The sequence below is a fragment of the Arthrobacter sp. ERGS1:01 genome (assembly GCF_001281315.1).
Lineage (GTDB): Bacteria > Actinomycetota > Actinomycetes > Actinomycetales > Micrococcaceae > Specibacter.
This window is the reverse complement of record NZ_CP012479.1, coordinates 173,349-188,579: the sequence shown is the minus strand read 5'-3', so window position 1 is coordinate 188,579 and position 15,231 is coordinate 173,349. Positions and strand designations below refer to the sequence as shown.

General features: G+C 67.5%; 12 protein-coding genes and 1 riboswitch. Of the genes, 5 read left to right on the top strand and 7 right to left on the bottom strand.

The window, feature by feature from the left end; genetic code table 11:
• The first annotated feature begins 20 nt into the window (after positions 1-20).
• From AL755_RS04865 to AL755_RS04855, 3 genes are all read left to right on the top strand, one after another.
• On the top strand, positions 21-1,514 hold the full coding sequence (locus tag AL755_RS04865; RefSeq protein ID WP_445290505.1) for a sodium:solute symporter: 1,494 nt from the start codon (positions 21-23) through the stop codon (positions 1,512-1,514).
• A gap of 162 nt (positions 1,515-1,676) precedes the next feature.
• Positions 1,677-1,790, top strand: a riboswitch (SAM riboswitch).
• Between the two features lie 14 nt (positions 1,791-1,804).
• On the top strand, positions 1,805-2,107 hold the full coding sequence (locus AL755_RS04860; RefSeq protein WP_150117040.1) for a hypothetical protein: 303 nt from the start codon (positions 1,805-1,807) through the stop codon (positions 2,105-2,107).
• A gap of 105 nt (positions 2,108-2,212) precedes the next feature.
• Positions 2,213-3,304 carry a VIT1/CCC1 transporter family protein gene (locus AL755_RS04855; RefSeq protein WP_054010039.1) on the top strand — a complete coding sequence of 364 codons (1,092 nt, stop codon included), beginning with the start codon at positions 2,213-2,215 and terminating at the stop codon, positions 3,302-3,304.
• 3 nt (positions 3,305-3,307) lie between these two features.
• On the opposite strand, the gene AL755_RS04850 is transcribed toward AL755_RS04855, so the two are convergent.
• On the bottom strand, positions 3,308-4,453 hold the full coding sequence (locus tag AL755_RS04850; RefSeq protein ID WP_054010038.1) for an LOG family protein: 1,146 nt from the start codon (positions 4,451-4,453) through the stop codon (positions 3,308-3,310).
• A gap of 128 nt (positions 4,454-4,581) precedes the next feature.
• Between AL755_RS04850 and AL755_RS04845 the strand changes: the two genes are divergently transcribed.
• Positions 4,582-4,887 (top strand): rhodanese-like domain-containing protein, encoded by a 306-nt coding sequence (locus AL755_RS04845; RefSeq protein ID WP_054010037.1) that lies wholly within the window; start codon positions 4,582-4,584, stop codon positions 4,885-4,887.
• 67 nt (positions 4,888-4,954) lie between these two features.
• Here the strand turns inward: AL755_RS04845 and AL755_RS04840 are convergent, their stop codons facing one another.
• A complete protein-coding gene (locus AL755_RS04840; protein ID WP_054010036.1) occupies positions 4,955-5,782 on the bottom strand; it encodes an aldo/keto reductase in 828 nt (275 codons plus the stop codon).
• Positions 5,783-5,815: 33 nt separating this feature from the next.
• The gene (locus tag AL755_RS04835; RefSeq protein ID WP_054010035.1) at positions 5,816-7,012 is read right to left on the bottom strand and encodes an MFS transporter; all 1,197 of its coding nucleotides are present in this window, start codon (positions 7,010-7,012) and stop codon (positions 5,816-5,818) included.
• Positions 7,013-7,163: 151 nt separating this feature from the next.
• Here AL755_RS04835 and AL755_RS04830 point away from each other — a divergent pair, with 151 nt between their 5' ends.
• A complete protein-coding gene (locus AL755_RS04830; protein WP_054010034.1) occupies positions 7,164-7,622 on the top strand; it encodes a MarR family winged helix-turn-helix transcriptional regulator in 459 nt (152 codons plus the stop codon).
• 140 nt (positions 7,623-7,762) lie between these two features.
• Here the strand turns inward: AL755_RS04830 and sucD are convergent, their stop codons facing one another.
• The 4 genes from sucD to AL755_RS04810 all read right to left on the bottom strand — a co-directional run bounded on the left by sucD (position 7,763) and on the right by AL755_RS04810 (position 15,127).
• A complete protein-coding gene (gene sucD / locus AL755_RS04825) occupies positions 7,763-8,665 on the bottom strand; it encodes a succinate--CoA ligase subunit alpha (protein ID WP_054010033.1) in 903 nt (300 codons plus the stop codon).
• Between the two features lie 12 nt (positions 8,666-8,677).
• Positions 8,678-9,847, bottom strand: coding sequence for an ADP-forming succinate--CoA ligase subunit beta (sucC, locus tag AL755_RS04820; RefSeq protein ID WP_054010032.1), 1,170 nt, complete (start codon positions 9,845-9,847; stop codon positions 8,678-8,680).
• Between the two features lie 201 nt (positions 9,848-10,048).
• A complete protein-coding gene (locus AL755_RS04815) occupies positions 10,049-10,834 on the bottom strand; it encodes a hypothetical protein (protein WP_054010031.1) in 786 nt (261 codons plus the stop codon).
• A 42-nt stretch (positions 10,835-10,876) separates the two neighbouring features.
• Positions 10,877-15,127 (bottom strand): beta strand repeat-containing protein, encoded by a 4,251-nt coding sequence (locus tag AL755_RS04810; RefSeq protein WP_160318855.1) that lies wholly within the window; start codon positions 15,125-15,127, stop codon positions 10,877-10,879.
• Positions 15,128-15,231: the final 104 nt, after the last annotated feature.

Sequence of the window (15,231 nt, the reverse complement as noted above, 5' to 3'; positions counted from 1 at the left end):
TCGTCATCTATTTGGTGGCCATGCTGGCCTTTGGCTGGTGGGGTAAGTCGCGCACCAAGAACAACAGCGACTTCCTCGTGGCCGGCCGCCGCCTTGGCCCCTTCCTCTACACGGGCACCATGGCCGCCGTCGTCCTCGGCGGCGCCTCCACCGTGGGCGGCGTCGGGCTTGGCTACAAGTTCGGCATCTCCGGCATGTGGCTCGTGGTCGCTATTGGCGTGGGCGTGCTGCTGCTGAGCCTGCTCTTTGCCGGCACCATCCAAAAGCTGAAGATCTACACGGTCTCCCAGATGCTGAGCCTGCGCTACGGCCAGGAAGCCACCAAGGCTTCCGGCATCGTGATGCTCGCCTACACGATCATGATTTCCGCGACGTCCACGGGCGCCTACGCCACCATCTTCGTGGTGCTGTTTGGCTGGGAGCGCTGGCTGGCCATCGCGGTGGGCGGCGCCATTGTGCTGGTCTACTCCACGATTGGCGGCATGTGGTCCATCACCCTGGCCGACCAGGTCCAGTTCATCATCAAGACCGTGGGCATCTTCTTCCTCATGCTCCCCTTCACCTTCAACGCCGCCGGCGGCTTGGACGGCATCAAGTCCCGCCTCGACGCGAGCTTCTTCCAGTGGGACGGGATCGGCGTCAGCACCATCGTGACGTTCTTCGTGGTCTACACGCTGGGCATCCTGATCGGCCAGGACATCTGGCAGCGCGTCTTCACCGCCAAGAACCCCACGGTGGCCCGCTGGGGCGGCTCCACGGCCGGCATCTACTGCATCCTGTACGGTGTGGCCGGCGCCCTGATCGGCCTCGCCGCCCGCGTGGCACTGCCGCACATTGACGTTGCCTCACTCGGCAAGGACGCCGTCTACGCCGAGGTGGCCACCAACATCCTGCCCATCGGCATCGGCGGCCTGGTCATGGCCGCCGCCGTGGCCGCCATGATGTCCACCGCCTCCGGCGCCTTGATCGCCGCCGCCACCGTGGCCCGCGCCGACGTGGTCCCGTTCGTGGCCAGCTGGTTCGGCAAGAAGATCGACAACTCCGACTCCTCCAACCCCGAGCACGACATCAAGGGCAACCGCATGTACGTGCTGGGCCTGGGCCTGCTGGTGGTGCTGATTTCCATCCTCGCCTCCGACGTCGTGTTTGCCCTGACCGTGGCCTACGACATCCTGGTGGGCGGCCTGCTCGTGGCCATCATCGGCGGCCTTGTCTGGAAGCGCGGCACGGGACTGGGCGCTGCCTGGTCCATGGCCGCCGGTTGCGCGGTCACCCTGGGCCTGCTGGTCCTCTACGGCACCGGCGTGCTGCACAGCCTCGACCCGTTCAACGACGGCATCTACGCCAACGAACCCATCTACTTCGGCCTGGCCGCCTCCCTGGTGGTCTACGTAGTAGTGTCGCTGCTGAGCCCGCCCACCCCGGCCCACATCCGCAAGGGCTGGGACGACCGCCTGGCCGCTGCGGCCACGGACTCCAACGCCGACGACATCAAGTCAGTCGTCAACGGCTAACCAGGCACACGCCCCCGTGCGGTGGAGCCACATTTTTGGGCCCACAGCCGCGAGGGGCCCGCTGCGAGCTTGCGAGCAGTGGGAGCGGCTGGGGCGGTGGTTTGCGTAATTTATTACGCAAACCACCGCCCACGCGCTTTAAGGCAGTAGCCTTGTGAGCAGCTTCAAGAGATGCGGCGCCAAGCTCCGACTGGCCGCACGCCAACCCCATGTTCGCAGGGTGGCTCGGATGAGGAAGTGACCAGCGGTGACTGGATCCGCGGGTAAGAGCACTCCCAAAGGCCTTGATGATGACTGTCCTTTCCGTTAACCGCACCCGCCGCACCTCCCCCGCGCCCGCCGCAGCAGCCCCTGCCGCACCCGGCATTCCCGTGCTGCCCGCCGTGGACGCCAACCTTGGCACGGTCGCCTTCCACACCCCTGCCGGGCACCACGCCTACTGGTCCGCCGAGCCCGCCCAGCTCCTCGACGCCCTCGCGCAGGCCGTGCGCCCGGCCCGTTGGATCCCGGAAATCGGCACCCTGGTGGTCACCGTGGCGCAGACCGGAGTCCGCTCCGGCCGGGGCCTCGGCTTCAAACTCCAGCGGTTCTAAGCGACCGCGAAAATGCGGTGCGCCGAAACTTTTTCCCAAGGAGTACCGGCCGAAAAACCGCGCCGATTCGCGCTACAGTGAGGGCTGACTTGAGGAGATCCCATCATGCCCGAGCGTGTACCCACCCCCGCTGAAATCAAGCGGTGGCGACAATATTTGGCCGATGAACGGGCCGAAGCGTCCGTCTACCGTGATCTTGCCCAACGCCGCGACGGCGAGGAAAAAGCCATCCTGCTGGCCCTGGCCCAGGCCGAAGGCCGGCACGAACAGCACTGGCTGAACCTGCTCGGCGAACATGCCGACCATGCCGTGCACCCTTCGGCCCGCAACCGGCTGTTGGGCCTGCTGGCCCGCCGCTTCGGCTCCGTCTTTGTGCTGGCCCTGGCGCAGCGCTCCGAATCCCGCTCCCCCTACGCGTCCGACGTCGACGCCACCGATGCGATGGCCGCCGACGAGGCGATCCATGAGGAAGTGGTCCGCGGGCTTGCCACGCGCGGGCGCAACCGGCTCTCCGGTTCGTTCCGGGCCGCCGTCTTTGGCGCCAACGACGGCCTGGTCAGCAACCTGTCCCTGGTGATGGGTATGGCGGCCACCGGCGTGGGCAGCCAGGTGGTCCTGTTCAGCGGCATCGCCGGGCTCCTGGCCGGGGCGTTGTCCATGGGTGCCGGGGAGTTTGTTTCCGTCCGGTCCCAGCGCGAACTGCTCGACGCCTCCCTCCCCACCCAGGTCACGCTGTCCGCGGCACCGTCCTTGGACCTCGAGAACAACGAACTGGTGCTGGTCTACCTGGCCCGCGGCATGTCCCGTGAAACGGCCGAGCACCGGGCAGCCGAACGCATGGGCCAGTTCACCTGCGACTGCGACCCCAGCCTGTCCCTGCAGCCGGACAAGTTCGAGGAAGCCGACGACCACGAAACCCTGGGCACCGCCTGGGGTGCGGCAAGCTCCAGCTTCTGCTTCTTCGCCTCCGGCGCCATCATCCCCATCCTGCCGTTCCTGTTCGGCATGACGGGCATCGGCGCCCTGGCATTGTCCTGCGCCCTGGTGGGCCTGACGCTCATGGGCACGGGCGCCGTCGTCGGCCTGCTCTCCGGGGCATCACCGCTGTGGCGTGGCCTGCGCCAGCTGGGCATCGGCATGGGTGCAGCCGCGGCCACCTACGTGCTGGGCCTGCTGTTCGGATCGGTCATCGGCTAGCAGCTACTGCAACAGGGTGGGCCGGGAGGCGAGCACCGCGCACGCCTCGTCGACGGTTTCGACGACGTGCACATTCGCCGCCATGGCCCGGCCCCGCCCCAGCGCCGCCAACAGCGGTTGCACGGGCAATTCCTGCTCCCAATGCGTCCTGCCCACCAGGATCATCGGGGTGACGGCGCCGTCGGCCGCGTAATAGTTCTCGCAGGCGTCCTGGAAGATCTCCTGCACCGTGCCGGCCGCGCCGGGCAGGAAGATGATCCCGCCATTGGAGCGTGCCAGCAGGACCGCCTCCCGGATGGAGTTCGCAAAGTACTTGGCGATGTGGGTGGCGAACACATTGGGCGGTTCGTGGCCGTAGAACCAGGTGGGGATGCCGATGCTCGGCGCACCCGACGGATACCCGGCCAGGACCGCCTGCGCCGCACGGGCCCATTCGGTGATCGAGGGCCGGAAACCGGGCACGGCACCCAGGGTGGCCAGCGCGCCGTCCAGGGCGTCGTCGTCGTACGTGGACAGATACGCGCCCAGATTGGCGGCCTCCATGGCGCCGGGGCCGCCGCCCGTGGCCACCATGAACCCCTGGCGGGCCAACGAACGGCCCAAGCGGGCGGCCTGGGCATACTCGGCACTTCCGCGGGCGGCCACATGCCCGCCCATCACGCCCACCACGGGAGTCCCCGCGGCCGCGCAGCCGTCAAGGACGTCGTCAAGGGCGTCGGAAATCGCGTGATCGTGCATGGCCGTGGCAAGCGTGGCGTTCAAGGCACGGCCAGAGCCTGCCTGCATGGTCCACTGGTAGATCCTGGCGTCCGGGACGGCCTCATACTCGGTGCCGCTGATGCCCGCGTACAGTTCCGCCCCGGTATAGAGGCGTCCCCGGTAGGCGTTGAACGGGATGTGCGGCAGCGTGGGGAAGATCAACGCCCCGCGGGAGCGCAGCAGTTCCTCGATTCCCTCGGCGAACGTGCAGCCCATGAAAATGGCGCCCGACGCCCGCAGCCGCACCAGCTCGCTGGAACGCCCGCGCAAGTCCACGGCCTGGAAATGCCAGCCGTGCATGGAGGCGGCGCCGGCCTCGAGCAAGGCGTCAAAGCGTTCCACATCCTCAACATCGACGGTGCGGGCGCGCGGGGCAAGGGGTGCGTTCACGCCTTCAGCATAGCCACCGGTGCGTCGGCACGCCCCGGGTTTCCTCTGTACCGTTGAGGGGAGACGTCCCTTTCCCGTCCGACGCCGGTCCCCGGCCGGGCGCACATCCCACATTTAGGAGCACCCCCTTGAAGGAAATCACCACGGCCGACCTCCTGGCCGCCGATCAGCACGTGCAGATCATCGACGTCCGGGAGTCCGACGAGCTGGAGACCGGCATGATCGACGGCGCCATCCACATCCCCTCGGGCGACGTCGTGGAGCGCGCCGGGGAACTGGACCCCGCCCGCCGGGTCGTCGCCGTCTGCCACGGCGGCGGGCGCAGCGGCCGGGTGGCCGCCGCGCTCACCGAGCTGGGCTTCGACGCCGACACCCTCGTGGGCGGCATGAGCGGCTGGGAGGCCGAGGGCCTGCCCATGGTTTCGCCCCGCTAGCAGGCCTGCTTGGGCCGGTCCGCCCCTAGTTGGTCCGCCCTAGCCGTTCCGTCCTAGCCGTTCCGTCCTAGCCGGTGAAGTCGGCCGGGTGCGGGCCCGTGCGGCCGTCGCGCTCCAGGGCGTCGAGCGCCGCCAGCTCATCCTCGGCCAACTCAAAGTCGAGGATGTCGAGGTTTTCCGCGATTCGCGCCGGTGTGACCGACTTGGGAATCACCACCCGGTCCTGCTGCAGGTGCCAACGCAGGATCACCTGGGCCGGGGTGCGCCCGTGGGCGACCGCGATGTCCGTCACGGCCGGCTCCCCCAGCACGGCTCCTTGCGCGAGCGGGCTCCATGCCTCCGTCACGATTCCGTGGGCGGCGTTGAATGCCTGGATATCGTGCTGCTGGAGGGCCGGGTGCAGTTCCACCTGGTTGACGGCCGGAACCGTGTTGCCCACATCGAGGATGCGTTGGAGGTGTTCGGGCAGGAAGTTGGAGACGCCGATCGCGCGGACCTTCCCGGCGGCCAGCAGCGCCTCCAGCGCCCGCCACGATTCCAGGTACAGCCCGGTCGCCGGGGCGGGCCAGTGAATCAGGTACAGGTCAAGGTACTCCAGGCCCAACTTCTCCAGCGATGCCTGGTAGGCGGCGAGGGTTTCGTCGAAGCCAAGGTCGGCAATCCAGGCCTTGGAGGTGATGAACAATTCCTCGCGGGGCAGTCCGGAGGCGGCCAGGGCCCGGCCCACGCCCGCCTCGTTGCCGTAGACGGCGGCCGTGTCGATGCTGCGGTAACCGGCCGCCAAAGCCGCCGTGACCGCCTGCTCGGATTCGGCGTCGGGCACCTGGAACACGCCGTAGCCGATCCGGGGCATGTCAACGCCGTTGTTCAAGGTGATGGTGGGGATGGTCTTCATGGCGGTTCTCCTAGTGGTTGAGGGGCTTGGGGTTCAGGCGTGGGAAGGCTCGACGGCGGTTGCCTCGAGGGGCTCCCGTGCCGGGGAATTGCGGGCGTTGGCGGCGGCGTAGGCCATGACGCCCACGGCCAGCAGGGTCAGTCCGGCGCCGGCCCAGATGGGCGAGGTGTAGCCGAGTCCGGCCGTGATGGCGGCCCCGCCCAGCCAGGCGCCCAGGGCGTTGCCGAGGTTGAAGGCGCCGATGTTGGCGCCGGAGGCCAGGGTGGGTGCGGCCGCGGCGAACTTCATGACCCGCATTTGCAGGCCGGGGACCGTGGCAAAGCCGAATCCGCCCATGAGCATTAGGGAGGCGATGGTCATAATCTGGCTCGTGGCGCTCAATGCAAACACGGCCAGGATCACCGCGAGCATGGTCAGGACCAGCAACAACGTCTTGTCGAGGTTGCGGTCGGCCGCCTTGCCACCCAGGGTGTTGCCGATGAACAGCCCCACGCCAAAGAGGATCAGCAGCCACGGCACGGTGGTGGCCGCGAAGCCGGTGACGTCCGTGAGCGTGAAGGCAATGTAGGTGAAAGCCCCGAACATGCCGCCGTAGCCGAGCACCGTGACGGTGATGGACAACCACACCTGGCGGGACTTGAAGGCGCGCAGTTCCCCACGCAGCCCGGCGGCGCCACGGGTGTGGGGCGTGGTGGGAACCAGGGCCAGGATGCCGATTAGGGCGACGACGCCGATGGCCGTGATGGCCCAGAACGTGGAGCGCCAGCCGGCATGCTGGCCCAGCAGCGTGCCGAACGGCACGCCGAGGACGTTCGCGGCGGTGAGGCCCGTGAACATGATCGCGATGGCGCCCGCCTTCTTGCTGGGGGCCACCATGTCGGCGGCCACCACGGCTCCGATTCCGAAGAATGCGCCGTGGCACAGGGCTGCAATGACGCGGCCAATCATCATGGTCGAGTAGTCGGGAGCCATGGCTGAGACCAGGTTGCCGGCGATAAAGAGCACCATGAGGCCGGCCAGGACGGGCTTGCGGGGAAGCCGGGTGACGGCGGCGGTCAGGAACAGCGCGCCAATGACCACGCTCAGGGCGTAGCCGGAAATAAGCCAGCCGGCGGTGGCTTCGCTGACCTGGAAATCCGCGGCAACTTCCGGGAGCAGCCCCATGATGACGAACTCGGTCAGTCCGATGCCGAACCCGCCGAGGGCCAGTGCTATCAGGCCAAGAGGCATGATTCTCCTTCAAAAGCTTGGGTGTGGGCTTTATGCGGCGTAAGCTAGTAGTTGCAGACGCTTCATAAATCATTGCACGCGCAACTATCCCGCGCAAGCAACTAAATTGTTTTGTGTCGCATCCCACGTTTCGCACGAAAGGAATCCACGCATGGGCATCAAGGACGACGCCGTTGAAATCAGGGCCCAGGGCTGGCGCACGCTGGCCGCCCTGCACGGCCTGATCGAGGCGAGCATGGAAAAGGCCTTACAGGCGGCCGCCGAATTGTCGGTGGTGGAATACACGGTCCTGGACGCGCTGAGCCGGCAGGACGGCTGGCATATGCGCATGCAGCAGTTGGGCCGCGCCACGGCCCTGAGTCCCAGCGCCACCACCCGGCTGGTCAACCGGCTCGAGGACCGGGGGCTGCTGACCCGGATCCTGTGCCAGGACGACCGCCGCGGGATCTACACGGAACTCACGCCGTCGGGCCTGGAGCTGCTGAAGCGTGCCCGCCCGGTCCACGACGAGGCGCTCGAGTGCGCCCTAGCGGAGGCAGCCCTGCTGCCCGAACTCGCGCCGCTCGTGGTGGCACTCCCCCAGCTCCACGCCGTCGTCCCGTCGAGCTAACGTGCGCCGAGACTGACGGAGGGCGCCCGCAGAGACGTTGCGCGTCGTCGGACTCGGCATCTCTCCGTCAGACTCGGCGAAAACGGGCACAAAAAAGCGAGGCCCCGCGGGGAATCCGCGGGGCCTCGCTTCGCAGTAAATTACAGTGCTGCGTAAACTTCGCGCAGCAGTGCGGCGGTCTCGGACGGCGTCTTGCCGACCTTCACGCCTGCAGCCTCAAGGGCTTCCTTCTTGGCCTGTGCGGTGCCCGCGGAGCCGGAGACGATGGCGCCGGCGTGGCCCATGGTCTTGCCCTCGGGAGCCGTGAAGCCTGCAACGTAGCCAACAACGGGCTTCGTGACGTGGGCCTTGATGTAGTCGGCGGCACGCTCTTCGGCGTCGCCACCGATTTCGCCGATCATCACGATGGCCTTGGTCTCCGGGTCAGCCTCGAACGCAGCCAGGGCGTCGATGTGTGTGGTGCCGATGACGGGGTCGCCACCGATGCCGATCGCGGTGGAGAAGCCGAGGTCGCGCAGCTCGAACATCATCTGGTAGGTCAAGGTGCCGGACTTGGAAACCAGGCCGATGGGGCCCTTGCCCGTGATGTTGTTCGGGGTGATGCCCACGAGGGACTCGCCCGGGGTGATGATGCCGGGGCAGTTCGGCCCGATGATGCGGGTGATCTGCTTGCCGTCGGCGTCAACCTTGGACTGGGCCAGGGCCCAGAACTCGGCCGAGTCCTGGACCGGCACGCCTTCGGTGATGACGACGACCAGCGGCACGCCGGCTTCGATGGCCTCAACGACGGCGTCCTTGGTGAATGCCGGGGGGACGAAGACGATTGAGACGTCGGCGCCGGTGGCGGCAACGGCTTCGGAGACTGCGCCGAAGACGGGCAGTTCAACGTCGCCGTGCTTGACCGTGGTGCCGGCCTTGCGGGCGTTGACGCCGCCAACAACCTGGGTGCCGGCCTTGAGCATCAGGGCGGTGTGCTTGGTGCCTTCGCCGCCGGTGATGCCCTGGACGATGACCTTGGAATCTTTGTTCAAGAAGATAGACATAGTTGTAAACCTCTACTTCGAAGCGTTGGCGAGCTCGGCGGCCTTGTCGGCGCCCTCGTCCATCGTGGCGGCCAGGGTGACCAACGGGTGGTTGGCTTCGTTGAGGATGCGACGGCCCTCTTCAACGTTGTTTCCGTCGAGGCGGACAACCAGCGGCTTGTTCGCGGCGGAGCCCAGCTCGGCCAGCGCGCCAACGATGCCCTTGGCAACGGCGTCACAGGCGGTGATGCCGCCGAAGACGTTCACGAAAACGCTCTTGACCTGGGGGTCGTTGAGGATGACGTCCAGACCGGCGGCCATGACCTCGGCGGATGCTCCACCACCAATGTCCAAGAAGTTGGCGGGCTTGACGCCGCCGTGGTTCTCGCCGGCGTAGGCGACGACGTCGAGCGTGGACATGACCAGCCCGGCACCGTTACCGATGACACCAACTTCGCCGTCGAGCTTGACGTAGTTCAGGTCCGCAGCCTTGGCCTTGGCCTCGAGCGGATCGGCCGCAGCGGCGTCTTCCAGGTCGAGGTGGTGGGGGTGGCGGAAGTCGGCGTTCTCGTCGAGGGAGACCTTGCCGTCCAGGGCAACGATGTCGCCGGCGCCGGTGCGAACCAGCGGGTTGACCTCAACCAGGGTGGCGTCTTCTTTCTTGAAGACGTCCCACAGCTTGATGATCGCGGCGGCCACCTTGGGGGCCAGCTCGGCGTTGAAGCCTGCTGCGGCGACGATTTCGTCGGCCTTTGCAGCATCGATGCCCACGGCGGGGTCAACGGCAACGCGGGCAAGGGCCTCGGGGCGCTCGACTGCAAGCTCCTCGATCTCCATGCCGCCTTCCACCGAGCACATGGCCAGGTAGTTGCGGTTGGCGCGGTCCAGCAGCACGGAGAAGTAGAACTCCTCGGCGATGTCGGCACCCTGGGCGATCATGACCGTGTGAACGGTGTGGCCCTTGATGTCCATGCCGAGAATGGCGGAGGCGTGCTCGAACGCTTCATCAGCGGTCTTGGCTACCTTGACGCCGCCGGCCTTGCCGCGGCCACCGACCTTCACCTGCGCCTTGACGACGGTGACGCCGCCAATCTTCTCGGCTGCTGCCTTTGCTTCTTCAGGGGTGTGCGCAATGATGCCGGCAAGCACGGGAACACCGTGAGCCTCAAACATGTCGCGCGCCTGGTATTCAAACAGGTCCACGGGTTTGTGTCCTTCTACGTCGAAGTAGTGATGAAGGGGGTGCAAAACCCCTTTTACACACTACCGCCTTGCCGGTGAACCACATATTTTGCCTATATACCACTGTCTGGGGTGGTTATTCGGCTCACACCGATGCCGTTTCGACGCTGCCCCCACAGGTGCTTTCCGGAAGGTTCGACGCCGTTTCCCGCCCCCATGCGCCTACCTCGCCGGTGCTGTGCTTGCGGGTGCCGTGCTTGCCGGTGCGTTACTGCCGGGTTTGAGGAGTTCGTAGCTGCCGGCCGAGACGAAGAAGCCGATTCCGGCGGCCAGGTTGGCGCAGGCGACGCCGTCGTCGAGCGGTGCACAGCGGTAGCCGAGCGAGTCCATGGCGGTTCCCGCGGCCAGGACGGGAATCCGGGACAGGGTGCCGTTGGCCGTTCCGCCCGGACCGAAGGCTGCCTCGACGGCGGTGGGGCCGGACCGGCAGCCGCCGTAGCTCACGGCGGCCGGACTCAACAGCGCGGTTCCGCCGAGGTAGCCGATGTGCGTGCCCGAGCAGGTGTCCGTCACGTCCGCCGCCACGGGGGCCGGATAGGCGGCCAGCTCGCAGTTGACCACGGGCACTGTAGGCGCCTTCGCGTTGGCGGTATCGGCGTAGTTGTTCGCCTCCCAGGGCTGGTCAAGGTTGCCGGCCCGGGAGGAGGTGAAGACGCAGGCAATGTTGCGGTCCTTGGTCACAAATTGGGCCCGGCCACCCTGCTGGTCGGCGGGCTTGCCGGCCGGCGCAGCCTTGAGCCGTTCCACATAGTCCTTGGCGGCTGCCGGGGCAGGCGTTGTGGAGGTGCCGGCTCCGGGCACCGGCACCGTGATGCAGCCGGCCAGCGCCAGGGAGGCCGCAACCGCCATGATTCCCGCGGCGGCGCGCCGGGATACGGCAGCACGTCCGGAAACGGCTGCGCATCCGGAAACAGCGAAGCCCGGCATGCGGGGCTTGGTCAACAACATGAACCAAGCTTGCCGCATGCCGGGCCGGGACGCCCAACCGTGCTATTCGCTGCGACGCCTCCGGGCGAGCACCATGGCGCCCGCACCGAGGATCAGGATTGCGCCGCCGCCCACCACCAGCCACAGGACGCCGTTGGCGCCTGTGCCGGCGAGTCCGGCGTCAGCCGGCTTGGAGGCCGTGGCCGTGCCGGTTGCCGTGGCGCCGGCCGTCGCGGTGGGTGCCGCAGTCGGCTTGGCCGTCGGCGTTGCCGTGGCCGTCGGGGTGGCGGTCGGCTTGGGCGTCGGGGTCGGCTCGACGGCGGCCGGGTCGACATGCATGTGGACCGAGGTCTCGGCGGTGGAGCCGTAGAGGTCGGTGATCACGATGTTGATGGCAAAGTCGCCGGACGCGGTGGGCGTGCCGGAGAGTACGCCGTCGCTGGTGAGTGACATCCCCTGCGGCAAGCCGGCGGCGGCCATGGGAACCATGGCTCCCTTCCCGCCGGAGGCCTTCAGCGCGAACGTGTAGGGTCCGGTGCCGCCGGAGCCCTTCAATGTCACCGAGTAGGGCATGCCGGCCTGCGCTGCGGGCAGCGCGGCACCATCCACGGTGCCGTCGCCGTTCACGTCCACGTTCACGGTCAGGACGCTGGCCGGCATGTCCAGCGTGTACTCGCGGGTGGCCGTCACCACGGGGGTGTCGCCCAGCGTGGCGGTGTCAGTGGCCGTGACCGTGAACGTGTAGCTGCCTACGGCGGTGGGGGTTCCCGATACCGCGCCCGTGTTGGCGTCCAGATTCAGGCCGGTGGGGAGCTCTCCCTTGCTGACCGCGAAGGTGAACGGGCCAACCCCGCCTCCGGTGGTCAGCTGGGCCGCGTAGGCGGTGCCGGGCACGGGCGCCGGCAGGGTTGCCGGTCCCACTGTCAAGGGCGCCGGCCGCATGACCAGCGTGTAGTCCCGGGTACCGGTGAAGCCCAGGGCGTCGGTGGCCTTGACGGTGAATGAGGCGGTTCCCGGCGTGGTCGGTGTACCGGAGAGCACGCCGTCGTTCGCCAGGGTGATGCCGGCGGGCAGGGTGCCCGAGGCCACGGAGAAGCTGTAGGCGGCCGTTCCGCCGTCGGCACCCAGCTGCTGCGAGTATGCCTGGTCGACGTCGGACGCCGGCAGGGTGGCCGGGTCGAGCGTGATGACCGGCGCGTTCGACACCAGTGTGTAGTTGGCGGACGTTTCCAGGGTGCGGCCGTCGCGGACCGTCACCGTGATCGGGAAGGATCCCGCCACGGTGGGCGTGCCGCTGAGCAGCCCGGCGCCGGTGAGCGTGACTCCGTCGGGGAGGGTTCCCGTGGTGAGGTTGAAGGCGTAGGGCTCCACGCCGTCGGATCCGGCGAACTGCACCGTATACGGTACGCCCGCGGTTGCCGCGGGGATCGTGGACGGGCTGATGGCGGGCAGGACTGCCGGGTCTACAGTCAGCGTGTAGTCCATGGTGCCGCTGAACGGCCCGGTTCCGCCGGTGGAGTCGGTGGCCTTGATGGTCAGGGGGAACGATCCGGATTCCGTGGGTGTACCGCTCAGCAGGCCGGCCGCTGACAATGCCAGGCCCGCCGGCAAGGCACCGGACTTGATGCTGAAGGTGTAGCTTCCCACACCGCCGGTTGCCGAGATCGTGGCAAAGACGGGGTTGTACGCCGTCATGTCCGGCAGCGTGGCCGGCGCTACCGCAATGACGGGAGCAACGATTGACAGCGCATACGGGAGAACCGAGGTCCGGCCGCGCGAATCCTTGACGGTGATGTCGAAGGAGAAGTCACCGCTTGCGGTGGGTGTACCCGAGAGGGCGCCCGCTGCGCTGAGCGTCGTGCCGGACGGCAGGACGCCCGGGAGGACACTGAAGGTAAACGGAGCCACGCCGTTGCCGCCGGTCAGCCCTTGGGAATAGGCCGTGCCGGCCCGTCCTGCGGGGAGGGTTGTGGGCGTGATGGTGGGCAGCTGGGGCGCGGCGATGGTGCCGGAGTAAGTCGCCTTCGTGGTGTACGGACCCGCACCGGTGCTGCTGTCGGTCGCGGTGACGTCAAAGGAGTAGGGTCCGGCCGTCGTCGGCGTGCCGGAGAATACCCCGGCACCGGTCAACGACAGGCCTGCGGGCAGTGTCCCGGCACTGACGGCGTAACTGTACGGTGCAGTGCCTCCGTCCGCGCCAAAGGTGGCGGAGGCGGGTTCCAGTGCTTGCATGGCCGGCAGTGCGGCCGGTGTGAGCGTGAGGACCGGGGCCGACACTGTCATCGAGTAGGCCCGTGAGCCTGTGAAGGCACCGGCGCCGGTGGCAATCACCGTGAAGTTGAAGCTGCCGCCCGCGGTGGGCGTGCCGCTGAGTGCGCCGGTGGCGGCGTTCAGGGACACCCCTGCGGGAAGCGATCCGGCCGTGACACTAAAGCTGTAGGGGCCGGATCCGCCGGACGCAGTAACGGCCTCGGAGTAGGCGACACCGATTTGGGGGTTGGGTACCGTGGTCGGCGACACCGAGATGGTCGGTGCGACAACGAACGAGAAGGAGGGCAGGCTCTGGCCATAGGGGCCGGTTCCCGTGCTGCTGTCGGTCACTTGGATGGTGGGAAAATTCGGCCCGGGCGTGGTCGGAGTCCCCGTCAGCACACCACCGGCCGACAGGCTCAGGCCCGCGGGCAGGCCCTGGGCCGTAAACGTGTAGGGCGCGGTGCCGCCCGAGGCCGTGAAAGTCGTGTTAACAGCTTCCGTCGCGGTCAGGGTCGGGAACGGGAACGGTGCAATCGAGATCATGGCGGCCGCCACGCCTACGGTGTAGGGCTTGTCAGCGGTGAACCCGTCGGAGTCCGTGGCCCGCACCGTGAAGCTGAAGGTTCCGCCCGCGGTCGGGGTGCCGCTGATGGTCCCATTGTTTGCCAGGCTCAGCCCGGCCGGAAGGGTCCCTGCCGTGACGGCGTAGCTGTAGGGAGCCGTGCCTCCGGTGGCCGTCACCGACTGGTTGTATGACGCTCCCACCTGGGGGTTCGGCAGCGTTGCCGGGCTGAACGTGATGGTCGGTTTGACCGGTCCGGCGACGGTGACCGAATAGGCCTGGGCCCCCGTGTAGGTCACCGCGCCTGTGCTGCTGTCGGTGGCCGTAACAGTGAAGTTGCTCGTTCCGCCTGCTGTGGGCGTGCCGGAAAGGAGCCCTCCGGCGGAGAGCGTCAGGCCGTCGGGCAGGGCACCCGAGGTGACACTAAACGTGTAGGGGGCCGTGCCACTCGCGGCCGTCAACTGCGTCGATACCGGGACCAGCCTGGTCATGACCGGGAGTGTGGTCGGCGCAATGGTGATGGTGGGCGCGGCAACGGTGACCGTATATGCCCGTGCTCCGGAAAAGCCGTCAGCGTCGGTGGCCTTGACCGTGACGTTGGAGGTCCCGCCGGCAGTGGGCGTACCGCTGATGGTGCCGGTGCTCGTATTGAAGCTCAGCCCGGTGGGCAGCGACCCGGCCGTGACGGCGTAGGTGTAGGGCGCGGTGCCGCCGCTTGCAGCAACAGTCTGCGAGTAGGGCTGTGCCACCGTGGGAGTGGGAAGGGTCGAGGGGGTGACGGAGACAGTGGGTGCCGTGATGGTCAACGGGAGCGTTGCCGTGGCTGATTTGCCCCGCGTGTCGGTGACCGTGACCGCCGGGGAAAAAGTTCCCGAGGCCTTGGTGGTGCCCGTGATTGCACCGTTGGTGTCCATGGACAGCCCGGCCGGCAGCCCGGTGACGGCAAAGGTGTTGGGCTTCTCGCCAAACACGGCGTCAACCGTGGCCGAGTAGGCCGCATTTACGGACCCATTCGGCAAGCTGGCGGTGGTGATTACGGGGACGTTGTCAACGGAGACGAATCCGAGGTTGGTGGTCACATTTGCGTTGCCGGTGACCCCGGACCCGGGATTGTCGCTGGCCAGCACCAGATACCAGAACTGTTCCGCGAAGGCCGGGAAGCGGCTGTTGTTGTAGCCCGCGTTCTGGACCCTGTTGTCGTTTGCGCCCCGGGACCACGAGTTGACGTAGCAGCCATTCAACGGCTGGTCCGGCTGGAACGCTCCCTGGTAGAGCATCGCAGTCACGGGCGCCGATGACGACACCGTGAAGCTCATGGTCATGTTTCCCACCCCGTACGTGTGGAATGGCATCACCTGGTAGTTCGACGGCGTCGCCCCGGCACATGTTCCCGGCGTCAGCCGGTCCATGGTGGGCGAGGAGTTGGTGATGTTGATCTGCGCGGAGCCGGAGGCTGCCTGTGCGGGAAGGGCCGCGATGCCGGCGGTTGCCAGGCTCATCACGACGGCTAGGAAAAGGGCAAAGAAATGTCTGGAGCGACGACGTGAGACCATGGCGTTCCTTAGGAAAGTGCTATGCGGTTATATATTGCGCACAGAATATC

What these genes read in the sequence shown, in the direction of transcription:
- AL755_RS04865 (WP_445290505.1), top strand. Translation starts at nt 21, where the DNA reads ATGCTGGCCTTTGGCTGGTGGGGTAAGTCGCGCACCAAGAACAACAGC.
- AL755_RS04860 (WP_150117040.1), top strand. Translation starts at nt 1,805, where the DNA reads ATGACTGTCCTTTCCGTTAACCGCACCCGCCGCACCTCCCCCGCGCCC.
- AL755_RS04855 (WP_054010039.1), top strand. Translation starts at nt 2,213, where the DNA reads ATGCCCGAGCGTGTACCCACCCCCGCTGAAATCAAGCGGTGGCGACAA.
- AL755_RS04840 (WP_054010036.1), bottom strand. Translation starts at nt 5,782, where the DNA reads ATGAAGACCATCCCCACCATCACCTTGAACAACGGCGTTGACATGCCC.
- AL755_RS04835 (WP_054010035.1), bottom strand. Translation starts at nt 7,012, where the DNA reads ATGCCTCTTGGCCTGATAGCACTGGCCCTCGGCGGGTTCGGCATCGGA.
- AL755_RS04830 (WP_054010034.1), top strand. Translation starts at nt 7,164, where the DNA reads ATGGGCATCAAGGACGACGCCGTTGAAATCAGGGCCCAGGGCTGGCGC.
- sucD (WP_054010033.1), bottom strand. Translation starts at nt 8,665, where the DNA reads ATGTCTATCTTCTTGAACAAAGATTCCAAGGTCATCGTCCAGGGCATC.
- AL755_RS04815 (WP_054010031.1), bottom strand. Translation starts at nt 10,834, where the DNA reads ATGTTGTTGACCAAGCCCCGCATGCCGGGCTTCGCTGTTTCCGGATGC.
- AL755_RS04810 (WP_160318855.1), bottom strand. Translation starts at nt 15,127, where the DNA reads ATGAGCCTGGCAACCGCCGGCATCGCGGCCCTTCCCGCACAGGCAGCC.